General features: G+C 62.7%; 12 protein-coding genes. 5 read left to right on the top strand and 7 right to left on the bottom strand.

Annotated features, from left to right (window positions below):
• The first annotated feature begins 51 nt into the window (after nucleotides 1-51).
• The 3 genes from J8C01_RS08520 to J8C01_RS08510 are packed head-to-tail and all read left to right on the top strand — an operon-like array spanning nucleotide 52 to nucleotide 3,580.
• Complete coding sequence (locus J8C01_RS08520) at nucleotides 52-1,788, top strand: sensor histidine kinase (protein ID WP_211431628.1); 1,737 nt, start codon at nucleotides 52-54, stop codon at nucleotides 1,786-1,788.
• 10 nt (nucleotides 1,789-1,798) lie between these two features.
• Nucleotides 1,799-2,359 carry a hypothetical protein gene (locus J8C01_RS08515; protein WP_211431627.1) on the top strand — a complete coding sequence of 187 codons (561 nt, stop codon included), beginning with the start codon at nucleotides 1,799-1,801 and terminating at the stop codon, nucleotides 2,357-2,359.
• A gap of 12 nt (nucleotides 2,360-2,371) precedes the next feature.
• Entirely contained in the window at nucleotides 2,372-3,580 is a 1,209-nt protein-coding gene (locus J8C01_RS08510; protein ID WP_014100208.1) for a sigma-54-dependent transcriptional regulator, read from the top strand.
• On the opposite strand, the gene folK is transcribed toward J8C01_RS08510, so the two are convergent.
• Nucleotides 3,546-4,088 carry a 2-amino-4-hydroxy-6-hydroxymethyldihydropteridine diphosphokinase gene (folK, locus tag J8C01_RS08505; protein WP_211431626.1) on the bottom strand — a complete coding sequence of 181 codons (543 nt, stop codon included), beginning with the start codon at nucleotides 4,086-4,088 and terminating at the stop codon, nucleotides 3,546-3,548. The two genes, J8C01_RS08510 and folK, sit on opposite strands and share 35 nt — an antisense overlap.
• Before the next feature lie 103 nt (nucleotides 4,089-4,191).
• Between folK and J8C01_RS08500 the strand changes: the two genes are divergently transcribed.
• Nucleotides 4,192-4,536, top strand: coding sequence for a hypothetical protein (locus J8C01_RS08500; RefSeq protein WP_211431625.1), 345 nt, complete (start codon nucleotides 4,192-4,194; stop codon nucleotides 4,534-4,536).
• Here J8C01_RS08500 and J8C01_RS08495 read toward each other — a convergent pair.
• The gene (locus tag J8C01_RS08495; protein ID WP_211431624.1) at nucleotides 4,517-6,337 is read right to left on the bottom strand and encodes a M20/M25/M40 family metallo-hydrolase; all 1,821 of its coding nucleotides are present in this window, start codon (nucleotides 6,335-6,337) and stop codon (nucleotides 4,517-4,519) included. The genes J8C01_RS08500 and J8C01_RS08495 overlap by 20 nt on opposite strands.
• A gap of 125 nt (nucleotides 6,338-6,462) precedes the next feature.
• Here J8C01_RS08495 and J8C01_RS08490 point away from each other — a divergent pair, with 125 nt between their 5' ends.
• Complete coding sequence (locus tag J8C01_RS08490; RefSeq protein WP_211431623.1) at nucleotides 6,463-7,464, top strand: NAD(P)/FAD-dependent oxidoreductase; 1,002 nt, start codon at nucleotides 6,463-6,465, stop codon at nucleotides 7,462-7,464.
• Here J8C01_RS08490 and J8C01_RS08485 read toward each other — a convergent pair.
• The 5 genes from J8C01_RS08485 to J8C01_RS08465 form a co-directional block, all read right to left on the bottom strand.
• Nucleotides 7,436-7,648 carry a hypothetical protein gene (locus J8C01_RS08485; RefSeq protein ID WP_014100203.1) on the bottom strand — a complete coding sequence of 71 codons (213 nt, stop codon included), beginning with the start codon at nucleotides 7,646-7,648 and terminating at the stop codon, nucleotides 7,436-7,438. The genes J8C01_RS08490 and J8C01_RS08485 overlap by 29 nt on opposite strands.
• An 86-nt stretch (nucleotides 7,649-7,734) precedes the next feature.
• Entirely contained in the window at nucleotides 7,735-8,712 is a 978-nt protein-coding gene (gene truB / locus J8C01_RS08480; RefSeq protein ID WP_211431622.1) for a tRNA pseudouridine(55) synthase TruB, read from the bottom strand.
• A gap of 121 nt (nucleotides 8,713-8,833) precedes the next feature.
• Complete coding sequence (locus J8C01_RS08475; RefSeq protein ID WP_211431621.1) at nucleotides 8,834-9,472, bottom strand: hypothetical protein; 639 nt, start codon at nucleotides 9,470-9,472, stop codon at nucleotides 8,834-8,836.
• Nucleotides 9,473-9,572: 100 nt separating this feature from the next.
• Entirely contained in the window at nucleotides 9,573-9,971 is a 399-nt protein-coding gene (locus tag J8C01_RS08470) for a YtxH domain-containing protein (protein ID WP_211431620.1), read from the bottom strand.
• Nucleotides 9,972-10,142: 171 nt separating this feature from the next.
• Nucleotides 10,143-11,543, bottom strand: a complete 1,401-nt coding sequence (locus J8C01_RS08465) for a hypothetical protein (protein WP_211431619.1) — start codon at nucleotides 11,541-11,543, stop codon at nucleotides 10,143-10,145.
• Nucleotides 11,544-11,576 lie beyond the last annotated feature (33 nt).

The following is an 11,576-nucleotide window of genomic DNA, read 5'->3' as shown; positions in this document are numbered from 1 at the left end:
ACCTTTGCCATGTCAGTCCCGTCGTGCGTTTCATCTGGCCGCCTGCCCGCCATGGCGGGCAGGTTTTGCCTTCGGCGCGCGATGGCCGGCCAGGCGCTGACGGCTGTCCTGGTGGCCCTGCTGGTGACGGTCTGCCTGATAGGGTTGTGGGCAACATACACTCTGCGCAGCGCCTATGACCGGGAGGCGCAGCACCGGACCCGGGCTGAAGTGCAGTTGACCGCACACCGCCTGGCAGCCCGCTTCACGGCGGGGCAGTTCATCACCGAACCGCTGACACCTGATTGGCTTCCGTCTGGCCTGACGATGGCCGTCGGCATCTATGACCATCTGGGGCAGCGGCGTACCGTGGTCGTGCGCAATGACCCGACCGGGGAACTCGCCCTGCCCGACAACCTCGATGTGGCCAACTCTGACCGGGAAGAGACCCGGTACCTGCATGGCGTTTGGGTACTCACGGTTCCGTTGCACAAGGCTGATGGTGAACGGCTGGGCCATCTGCACCTGCTGGCGCGCCATCGCCAGGCGCAGCTTTCAGGCGTCGTCCTGCGTGTGGCCTACGAACTGCCGCTGTGGCTTGTTGTGGGCGCGGCGGGACTGTGGTTGGCGCGTTCCGTTTTCCTTTCGGGACGGTCGTCCGCGCGCGCTTACGCCAACCGGCCGGCTTCCGTCGAGTTTGTCATGGCCGGCTATCAGGAAGTCATTGACCGCCTGCAATCGGCAGGACGGGAACTGGAACGCCTGCGCACCGATGCCGAACACCGCGCCCTAGTGCAGACCGAGTTCAGCGACCGGCTGATTGCGAGTATTCCCGATGCGCTCGTCGTCGTGGACGAGCACGGTACGACCGTGTTGGCAAATCTGACTGCCCAGCGTTTGTTTGGCCGCCCGCCGGGGATACCGTTTCGGGAATTCTTTGCCGATGTGCCGGACCTTCAGAACCTGGTGGCGGCCGGACTGCAGGACGGGAGCGTACGCCGACAGTCCGACATCACGGTGCTCATCGGCGGCCATCAGCGCACGCTTGAGGCCAGTGTTGCCCCGATTCCCGGCGCTGCGAGCGTCCTGTGTCTGATTGCCAACATCACCGAACTGGCCGCGTTGCGAGCTACAGCGCAGGCCAGGGAGACCCTGACGAGTCTGGGGGATATGGCCGCTGGTATCGCCCACGAGTTCAAAAACTCGCTGGCCACGATGGATGGCTACGCCCGGCTGCTTATGCAGGACGTTCCCGACAACCCGGCCGCCCGGGCGTTGCGGGATGAAGTCCGGCATCTGACGCAGGTTGTCTCGGATTTTCTGACCTTTGCGCGCCCATTGCGCCCCGTTATGGCACCGGTTGACCTGGCCGGCGTGGTCGAGGAAGTCGTCACCCTGCTGCGGGAGGACTTCCGCCGACGGGAGGTGACACTGGTATTGCCGGAGTCGCTGCCGGTCATTCCGGGCGATGCCGCTCTGCTGCGGCGCGCCTTTGAGAACATGTTTCGCAATGCGCTGGAGGCGATTCCCGATGACGCACCGGTACGGGAAGTGCGGCTGCGCGCCATCACCGGCCCGGAAGACGTCACACTGCTGCTTGAGGATTCCGGCACTGGCTTTCCGCCGGAAGTCGCGGCCAACCTGTTCCTGCCCTTCTTTACAACGAAAAAGCAGGGCCACGGGCTGGGGTTGGCCATTGTTCGGAAAATCATCGTCAGTCACAATGGGCGCATTGAAGCCTGCAATCTTCCCGCCGGTGGAGCGCAGTTTCGTATCTCGCTACCGTTGCGGATTGGTGTTGAAAAGTGAGGTGTTCTGCATGAGCCTGCTGTTGAGTCTGTTTCTGACAGGCGGTTTGGAGGTGATGCTGGCGGCCCCTGATCCGGCTTCCGCCCAATCACCGGCACCAACGACCGGGAAAAAGAACCGCCGGTCATCCCGGAAACCTGCGCCCAAGGCACCGCCACCGGAGATGCCGCCTATGGAGGATTTACCTCTCGGGGCCCAGGACCTGTTGATGACGAATATGGGCGTGTCCCGGAATCCTTCGTCCGAAAACCCAAGTCGCCTGTCCGCACCGCGGCCGATGGACAACTACGATTTCGGCGCACCACCGCCACGTGGAGAAAATGGCGAAGATGCGGACGCACCGGCCGCTGAAGACCCGGAAGAAACCTGGCGGCGTGCTGTTGAAGAAGCCCGGCAGGAGTTGCGTGAAGCCGAGGAAGAAAAGCAGCGGCAGGACAATGCCGATAGTCCGGTGTCGCCAGAACAGGATGCCACCCCGCGTGTCCTCAAGGCGCGCCAGACGCTGCGCCGTTTGCTCGAAGAAGGTAAGGCCAAGCGGTACCGCGAGCAGCCTGCCGAAGGACAGCCCTGAGATGGAATTGACATGGCCACCGCCCCGGCAGACATTTTGATTGTCGAAGACAAGGATGCTCTGCGTCAGATGTGGCGGCTGACACTGGAGCGTGCCGGTTACGGCGTCGTTGAGGCAGCCGATCTGAAACAGGCCCGGCAGGCCCTGCGGCGGCAGCCGCCGACCGTCGTGCTGACCGACCTGCGCCTGCCCGATGGCACAGGGCTGGAGGTGCTTCGCGCTGCCAAGTCCCTCGACCCGGACGTGCCTGTGGTTGTCCTGACGGCTTATGGCTCCATTGAGGAAGCCGTCGCCGCCATGAAGGACGGCGCGGAAGACTTCCTGCAAAAGCCGGTTGATCCTGACCACCTGCTGCTGGTGCTGGAGCGCCTCGTGGAGACACACCGCCTGCGGCGCGCCTGCCTCCTGATGCGCGAGGAATATGCCCGGCGCTATGGTTTTCCGCGCATCATCGGCGATTCCCCGGCCATGCAGCAGGTCGGACAGCAACTGCAACGGGTCGCCCCCACGGAGACGACCGTCCTGTTGCTTGGCGAGTCCGGCACGGGCAAGGAACTGTTTGCGCGCGCCATTCACCACCTGAGCCACCGGCGGCAGGCGCCGTTTGTGGCCATCAACTGCGCGGCGATCCCTGAAACCCTGGTCGAAAATGAGCTGTTCGGCCATGAGAAAGGCGCTTTTACCGGCGCGGACGGGCGGCAGGTGGGAAAGTTCGAGCTGGCACGCGGTGGGACACTGTTTCTCGACGAAATCGGCGAGTTGCCCCTGGCCGTCCAGTCCAAGTTCCTGCGCGCGCTGGAATCCCGCACCATTACACGCATCGGGGGAGGGCAGGAAATTGGTGTGGATGTCCGCGTTGTGGCGGCGACCAACCGGGACCTCGCCGCAGCCGTAGCGGCCAGGACTTTTCGGGAGGATTTGTACTACCGGCTGGCCGTATTCACGCTGGAAATCCCGCCGCTGCGTGAGCGGCGGGAGGACATTCCGGCGCTGGCGAACTACTTTGCCGAAAAGTACGGCCGCGAAATCCGCCGCCGCCGGGTCACGCTTTCCCCGGCCGCCCTCAAAGCCCTTCAGGACTACGACTTTCCGGGCAACATCCGCGAGCTTGAAAACTGCATCGAGCGGGCCTGCATTCTCTGCGAAGGAACAACACTGGAGCCGGAGGACCTGCGGTTACCGACGGCTACATCTCCGGCCGGGCGGCGCCGCCGAAGCTGAGTCCGTTCTGCGCAAAGATTTCGACGGGGCTGTGGTCAGGGCAGGTGGCCAGCAGGTGGGCAAAGCTCTGGTGAAGCTGTGGATGCTGCGCGCCCGGGATGAGATCACACAGCGGCGTCAGGACGAACCGCCGCTGATGCAGCCGGGGATGCGGCAGCGTCAGGGCGGAATCTGCGGAAACCAGAAACACACCGTCTGCGGTCTGGCAGAGCAGGATGTCCACGTCGAGCGGCCGCGCACCCTTTGGGACGGTGCGAACCCGCCCGGCTTCGGCTTCCAGCCCAAGGCCCTGCGCCAGCATGGCTTCCGGCGTCAGGTCAACCGTCAGTTCGAGCACGGTATTGAGAAACCAGGGCTGCTCCAGGTAGTCCACCGGAGCCGTGGCATACCAGTTGGCGCACCGCCACTGCCTCGCGCCGGTGGTCAGCCGTTGGATGGCACGGGTCAGCAAAGCCACGCGGTCGCCAAGGTTACTGCCGAGTCCGAGATAGAACGTGTGATATGCCACGTGTCTTACACCAGAAGGACTTGCTTCCTGCCTTCAGGACATGCGATTGAAAGGGTGTGGTCTGAACGGCCTCCATCCTGCCTTTACCGAGCTTCTCCTGCGCATGTTTGCCACACCACCGGCAGAAATCTTCGAGCCTTACGAGCGGCTTATTCCGATTGAAGTGCTGGGACGGGTGGTGTACGTCCCGGAAAACAACGTCATTCTGCGCGGCTTCCAGTTTCTCGACATGGAAGGCATTTCGTACGGTGATTTCTGCTGGAACGGTGACTGCACAAACTGCCAGATTCGGTACTTCCGCCCCGGCGAAGACCGCGAGCGTCCGGCGCTTTCCTGTCGCATTCGGGTCCGTGAGGGGATGCGCATTGTCGGCCTGAGTCCGCATATCCGCCTGCGTTGCCTGAGCGGCAGCGAGCCGCCATCAAACCTCACCGCCGCGTCGGGGTGAGTTTGAAGGTCAACCGCTGCCCGTTGCGCTCGACGACGATGTCCACTTCCCGGTCGGGTTCGAGTTCCTGAAGGACATAAGTGTAATCGTACACGCTTTTGATGTCGCGTCCGGCCAGCCCCACGATGACATCGCCGGCTTGCAGTCCGGCCGCCGCGGCCGGGCTGCCCTCACGGACGCCGGCGAGTTTGACGCCGCTGATTTCGGCGGCGTAGTCAGGAATCGTCCCCAGTGAAACCCGAAATCCGCCACGGGCGCGTTCTGCCCGGTCGCCTGCCTTGGGTGCGACAAAATCCGGCGGCGTGGGCAGATTGACCGTGGATTGAATAACATCCCCAATCAGCGCCAGAACCTGCCGCTCACCGGCGTAGTTGATTTTGTCAGGTGTATCCGAAGGACGGTGATAGTCCGGGTGGCTGCCGGTAAGGAAAAACAGCACGGGGATGTTGCGCTTGTAAAACGAGGCGTGATCACTGGGGCCGAAGCCGCTTTCGCCGAGGGAAAGTTCCAGCCCGTGGCGCGTGTTGGCCTCGGCCAGCAATGGCCGCCAGACTGACGATGTGCCGACGCCCTGCACCGTCAGCCGGTTGTCGCGCAACCGTCCGATCATGTCCATGTTGAGCATGGCGACTATGCGTTTGTCGCGGGTGGTGGGATGATCCACGAAGTAAGCCGAGCCGAGCAGTCCCTTTTCTTCAGCCGAAAAGGCGATGAACAGCAGGCTGCGCCGGGGTCGGTTGCGTGCGGCGGCAAAACTTCTGGCGAGTTCGAGCAGTCCGGCCGTGCCCGAAGCGTTGTCATCCGCCCCCGGATGCACGTCACCTTCGCGGGGCGCCAGCGAGTTGGGTCCGCCGCGGCCCAAGTGGTCATAGTGTGCGCCAATGACAACGACTTCGTTGCGCAGCGCAGGGTCGCAGCCTTCCAGCCAGCCGATGATGTTGTCGGCTGTCTTCCGTTCCTTGATAACTTCCGTCTGAAGGCGCAGCCGCCGGTCGGAAAGAAGCTGGGTTTCCGGCTGGCCCGTCGTGGCAATCTGGCGTTCGATGTCCGCCACGGGACGGCCGAGCAGTCTGGTCGCCCAGGCGCGACTCACTACGGCGCAGGGAAAGCCGGCGTCTCCGAAGGCGTCGTCATAGCGCAGACGGGCGACTTGCGAGCGTTGGAAATCATCATCTTCGGCGATGACGAGCAACCCTTTGGCGCCTTTGTTGCGCGCCGTGGTCGCCTTGTAACGCAGCGACAAAAACGCCCCGAACTTCGTGTAGGGATTGGAGCCGGCCGGGCTGTAGGGGAGCACCACCACCAGGCGGTCTTTCACGTCCAGCATCGCATAGTCGTCGTACTGCGCCTCTTTGGCCGCCGAAATGCCATAGCCTGCCAGAACCGGTTCGCCTTCGATGACTCCGTTGGCCGTAAAGGCCAGCGGGCGGAAATCCACATCCGGTCTGGCTGTCAGCCGGACGCCGGCAACCGTCGCCGTCAGATGGTTGTTCCGCCCCATGCGGACACTCGCCACGAAGCTGAACGGTTGCCGATACCCCCGACTGCCGAGCGGCCGTAGCCCGGCGAGCTGAAACTGGGTGATAATGTACTGCGCTGCTTTTTCCGCGCCTGGCGTGCCGGGGAGGCGTCCTTCCAGCGCCTCGGAGGCAAGATAGCCGATGTGCCGGCGCAGGTTGGTTTCAACGGCAGCATCGGCAGGAAAAACCTCGACGTGGCGTGCCAGCGGCGGTGCCGCCAGACCGAGCACCAGCAGTGTGACGAAGAAGAAACGAAAAACGGAACGGGACGCGGCGTTCATGGCTCGTTTGCGATAAGTCCCCCAAGCTGGAATCTGGCACCTGATGCCTGCCCGCCGGCAACGGGCTGGTGGCTGGAAGGCGCGGGTTGCTGGGTTGGAAAAACATTCAGGAAGACGAAAACCTTATGTCAACGTATGACCTCATCATCATTGGCGCTGGCCCTGCCGGACTGACGGCAGCTTATGCGGCCCGCCAGTTCCAGCTCGACTATCTCGTGCTGGAGCGCGCTGCCATTGCGCAGACCATTGCCGAATATCCAATCGGACGGACGCTGTTCTCGACGCCAAATGAAATTGAACTCATTCCGGGAACCCTGCAACCCAGGTTTGGCCCCAAGCCCACCCGTGAGGAAGTGCTGGCGTATTACACCCGGCTGGCCACCCGCGAACTGTGTCTTCCGATTCACACCTACGAACCGGTGCAGGCCATTCTCCCGACCGGAACGGGATTTCAGGTCATCTCCACCAAGGCGGTGTATGAAGCACGCCAGGTCATCATCGCCACCGGCGGTTTCGGTCATCCCTACCGGTTGGGGGTGCCAGGTGAAACGCCAGCGCGTGTTTCCTATCGCTTCGTGGAGGCTTTCCCCTACGCCGGAAAGCGGATTCTGGTGGTGGGTGGCGGAAATTCGGCAGCGGAAGCCGCCTTGGATTTATGCCGCGCCGGTGTACAGGTGGACTGGTCACTGCGGCGTCCTACGCTCGACCCGCATCCTGATGACCCGGATCAAGTTGGTATCAAACCATGGGTACGCGCGCCCCTGATGGAATGTGTCGCCCAAGGCGAGTTGACCATCCACTATGCAACGACCTGCATCGAGGTTTTACCCAATGCGGCGCGGTTGCAACACGCTAACGGCACAGTGGACGAAGTTCCGTGTGACCATATTTTTGCCCTGCTGGGAGCGAAACCGGAGGTGTCCTTGCTGGCAGCCGCCGGCGTGACGATTGCCGCCGACGGGCGTCCGGTCTATGACCCCGAAACGAATGAAACCAATGTGCCGGGACTGTATGTGGTCGGTCATCTGACCCGTGAACTCCACATGAAGAACGCGACCGTCGTTCCGCGCCGCGTCGTGGAGGGCATTGCCCAGAAGCTCACTCGTGCAGGCTCGGCAACTGGCTGAAGTCGAAATCCTGCGCGTAGTCCGAAAAATGAACGGCGACGCCGGGGTAGTCCGCCTGGCAGTGCTGGCAGTAGTAGTTGCCATCATCGGCCCACCACAGGTCCTTGACGTAAAAGGCAACATAGCAACTGGCGCACCGCTGAATGCGACGGCCAAACTTTTCACGGGCTTCATCAGGTGTCATAAGGGTATTGCGTCAGGCCACAAGTGGCCGCCGTGTACTCAGGTTATTTGGACTGAACAGGCTGTTGCCAGGCCGTCACGGCCGTGTCAGGTCAAGGGTGGCATCACCGTCTGGGGGCGGAGGCGTCTCGTATGGGCATCATAGCGTCCAACGCCAAGGAACTGACCTGTGTCGTCGGTGACAGCCAGCCCGACTTCCGGTGTGACCGGGAAGGGTCGCTGCCGGGGATCGCCTGCGAGGATGTCATCCGGGGAAATGGCAATGACCTGCCCCTGGATGAAGCGCCGTGCTTGCTGGGCATCCAGCGTGACCCGCGGCCAGCCACGCAGCAGGTCAAGCGGTGACAGCAGCTTGTCCGTCCAGTTGCCGGTGATGACACACTGTTGCAGGTCTTCGAGTGTCAGGGCTTCCTCAATCGTGAAGCCATCCACGGCTGTGCGGTGCAGGGCGACAAGATGCGCTCCGCAGCCGATGCGCTCGCCGATGTCGTGGGCCAGCGTGCGGATGTAGGTGCCCGATGAGCAGGTGACATCACATTCGACAATCGGATTGCCGTGCTCGTCCTGCCGGAGGATGCGGCCTTCCACATCCGGGATGAAATCAAAGCGGAACACCTCAATGGGCGTTGCCGCCCGCACCACGACCTTGCCGGCCCGCGCCAACTGATAGAGCGCCACGCCGTCAATCTTCTTGGCTGAGTACATGGGTGGCGTCTGCATCTGCCGGCCCAGAAACGTCCGGGCCACCTCACGCAATCGGTCTTCGGTCAGGTCTTTGGTGGAGCGTGGCGGTGTCAGGGGCTTGCCGGTCAGGTCCTGCGTATCAGTGGCGAAACCAAAGCGTAGAACGGCCCGGTAACTCTTGGAAGTGTCCGTCAGAAACCGTGAGAGGCGGGTGGCCGGGCCAACGCACAGCACCAGCAGGCCCGTGGCGAACGGATCGAGCGTGCCGGTATGCCCGACACGCTTGATGCCGATGAACCGCCGAACCAGGGCCACCACGTCATGTGAGGTGACATTAGGTGGTTTGTTGACGAGCAAACCCCCGGAGAGTATCTGGGACATTCAGAAACGCCCACCACAATCAACCTGAGTTGTAACAGCGCTGTCAAAACCTAGCGGAAGGACGTTGCGACACCAAGTGTTTTTCGATGTCGGTCGTTTCCTGGTCTGGCTTCCGGCGGCGCTAGATGAACATTTCTTCGTCCTGGTAGGCGCGGTCAACGGTTTTTCGCTCCGGTGTCAGCAGCACACTGAGAAACGTCTTGATGGCAGTCAGCACAGCCGAAATTTCCTGTACCGGGCGCAGGACATCCTGCTGGATGATGGAAGCTGTGTCATCAATGCGCAGCGCCGTCCGTGAGGCAACGTGGGCGTAGGTGTCCACCTGGGTACGCAGTTGTTCGGAGGTGTCTTTGACGAGCGCGGAGATTTCGTGGGCGCTTTCAGTGGTGAGGCGGGAAAGTTCCCTGGTTGTTGCCGTGACGGCGGCCAGACAGGCCTGGGTTTCGGTTTTGATCGTCGCCGTCGTGTCCCGTACCAGCACCGTCGTTTCACGGGCAATGCCCAGCAGTTCGTTGGTGCGCACGAGAATCGGGTTGATGGCCTCGGCCGTGGCCTGTGCCTTCTCGATGATCGGCTTGGCCGAGGTCAGAAGCTGGCGTGTCTGCTCAACAACCGGGTCAGTTTTGACGCGCACCTGCTCGACCAGGCTTATCACTCTGGTGACGAGCCGGTAGAGAACAATGAGCAGCGCCAACTGAACGATAAAGACAACGACCAGTGAAACGCTGATGACGATCTGGAAAATTTCATTCGTAATCACAGCTCACAACCCACACAGAGTGAAGCATCGGTTTTGCCCCGGCAGGTGTGGTCACCAAACAAGGGGCACGCCGGCAACAGCCATCCGGGACGGATGGCTTCTACAGGGCCGGTTCGCTATCCGTCGTTTCCTTTGGATTCAGGGCCAGCGCCTCGGCTTTCTTTTCACGGTACGCCTGTTTGCCGGCCTCGATGGCTGCTGCTACCCGGTCACGCTGTTCGTCAAGCAGTCCTTTCCCTGATTCGAGCAGATGAGAGGCCTTTTCCCTGCCCAAGTGGTACAACTCCGACGTCTTCTCACGCCCGCTGGTGTACAGGTGCGAGGCCTTCTCGCCCAGGGCCTTGGCGCTTTCCGTCGTGTAATCAATGCCGCGCCGGGTGGCATCACTGATGTCACTGCGCAGTTCCCGTCCTGACTTGGGGGCAAAGAGCAGCGCCACCAGCGCCCCGATGCTGGCGCCGGCAAGAAAGTAGGTGATTTTGTTCGAGCTTTCAGACATGGCGAAAAGTCCTCCATCTTGGGGATGCGATGCTGGCTGACGCACAACGGAGTGTGAGAAAAGCCACCAACATACCCACACTACCATGCGATTGAAGCAGCGGCAACTTCACCACCTCTTCCGGTTTCAGCACAGCAATCAGGGCTTGTCCCGGCCGGGTAGCCGAACGCCTCAGCGGGAAAGAAAAGCCTCCATGGTCAGCGGCCCGACACCGACCAGTTGGGCCAGTTCACCGGCCGGGTAGCGGAAGCCGGTGTTCCACAGGTCAACCAGTGTATCTCCGGCGCGCCGGCTGGTGGGCCAACTGCCGTACCGGGTGCGTAGCCAGTCATCGAGGGCGGCTGCCAGCCAGGCTCCCCGGAGTTGCCCGAAAGCGTGAGCCGCCAGATCGAGTTCCCGGTACAGCTCCCAGTCGGAGAGGGTTGCGCCCAAGTGTTGTTCAAACTCGGTGCGGAGGCGCTCCAGTGACCAGTCAGCCGTGGCACGTCCGTACCAGGCGATACAGCGCCAGGCCGCCTGCCGTACGACATGCCAGCGCCACGCCGCCATAGCACGCTGCACATCCGGGGGAAGCTGGAGGTCGAGCATTCTGGCCAGCCAGCGGTGGTCGGCCAACAACCCGGCAAAAAGCCAGCTCCAGGTTGCGGCAATTGCGGGGTCGCCATAGCTGCGGAGTTCAACGGGCAGGTTCGGAGAAGTCCAGGCCGCGTGCTGGGCGCGCGCCAGTTCACCCAAAAAACCGTGCCAGCTCTGCCAGCCGCGCGGTGGAGCAACCGCCCAGCGGATGTCTTCGGGGACGCGCACCCGGAAGACCCCGGTGACGCCGGTGGCCTGCCACGTCGTGGTGAGGTTGGTTTGCTGCCACGGGCGGATGCCAAAGCTGCGCAGCAGTTCCTCAGCCAGATACCGTTGCCGACGGTGGGCAAAGGGGTCGGTTGGGCTGGTATCCTTGGCGGCAGCCACGGCGCGGCGATAGGCGGTGTCGGTTTCAGCCAGAAACCGCTCACAGGCGGTCGTCCAGGCGGCCAGGTCTTCCCCACAGAGCCGTTGGGTGTGGGCAGCGGCCTGGGCGGCAAGGCTGTCATAGCCAAGTTGCCGGGCTGCCTGCGCTGTGAGGTCCCAGCGTTGCGCCTGAAGGTCCACCAGACTGGCGTAGTGCGCCTCCAGCTGGCGGGTCAGTTCCTGGCGGGTGGTTCGGTCGGTTTCCTGTTCCAGCCAGCCGGCAACCGTCGTGGCGGCATGGCGTTGCCCCTGCCAGGTGATGAACGGTGTCGTCAGCGCCCGGTGAAGTTCGGCATCGAGTTCCCGGGCGGCGGCGCGGATGAACCAGTTTTCGGCAAAAGTCTGAAGAACCTGCCCGCCGCGCTGTTCGACCGCCGGGCGGGAGGTGTCGTCCTGGCACGCCTGGCGCAGGGCCGCGATGGTCGTGGACGACCACAGATCGCTGAAGCGGTCATACAGCGGCGGGGGAAGCGGCTCGAAGGGGGAAATCTGCCGCCAGCCAGCCTGCCGTGCGCTGGCGCGCGCCGCCTGAAAGGCCGCAAACTCACAGCGGTAGGCATCACGTTTCATGACCTGCTCCTGCAGACCTGGGACTTTCGGGCG

It is taken from the genome of Chloracidobacterium sp. D (assembly GCF_018304685.1).
In the GTDB taxonomy this organism is placed as follows: domain Bacteria; phylum Acidobacteriota; class Blastocatellia; order Chloracidobacteriales; family Chloracidobacteriaceae; genus Chloracidobacterium; species Chloracidobacterium thermophilum.
This window is presented reverse-complemented; position numbering and strand designations above follow the sequence as displayed.

What these genes read in the sequence shown, in the direction of transcription:
- J8C01_RS08520 (WP_211431628.1), top strand. Translation starts at nt 52, where the DNA reads ATGGCGGGCAGGTTTTGCCTTCGGCGCGCGATGGCCGGCCAGGCGCTG.
- J8C01_RS08515 (WP_211431627.1), top strand. Translation starts at nt 1,799, where the DNA reads ATGAGCCTGCTGTTGAGTCTGTTTCTGACAGGCGGTTTGGAGGTGATG.
- J8C01_RS08510 (WP_014100208.1), top strand. Translation starts at nt 2,372, where the DNA reads ATGGCCACCGCCCCGGCAGACATTTTGATTGTCGAAGACAAGGATGCT.
- J8C01_RS08500 (WP_211431625.1), top strand. Translation starts at nt 4,192, where the DNA reads ATGTTTGCCACACCACCGGCAGAAATCTTCGAGCCTTACGAGCGGCTT.
- J8C01_RS08495 (WP_211431624.1), bottom strand. Translation starts at nt 6,337, where the DNA reads ATGAACGCCGCGTCCCGTTCCGTTTTTCGTTTCTTCTTCGTCACACTG.
- J8C01_RS08490 (WP_211431623.1), top strand. Translation starts at nt 6,463, where the DNA reads ATGTCAACGTATGACCTCATCATCATTGGCGCTGGCCCTGCCGGACTG.
- J8C01_RS08485 (WP_014100203.1), bottom strand. Translation starts at nt 7,648, where the DNA reads ATGACACCTGATGAAGCCCGTGAAAAGTTTGGCCGTCGCATTCAGCGG.
- truB (WP_211431622.1), bottom strand. Translation starts at nt 8,712, where the DNA reads ATGTCCCAGATACTCTCCGGGGGTTTGCTCGTCAACAAACCACCTAAT.
- J8C01_RS08470 (WP_211431620.1), bottom strand. Translation starts at nt 9,971, where the DNA reads ATGTCTGAAAGCTCGAACAAAATCACCTACTTTCTTGCCGGCGCCAGC.
- J8C01_RS08465 (WP_211431619.1), bottom strand. Translation starts at nt 11,543, where the DNA reads ATGAAACGTGATGCCTACCGCTGTGAGTTTGCGGCCTTTCAGGCGGCG.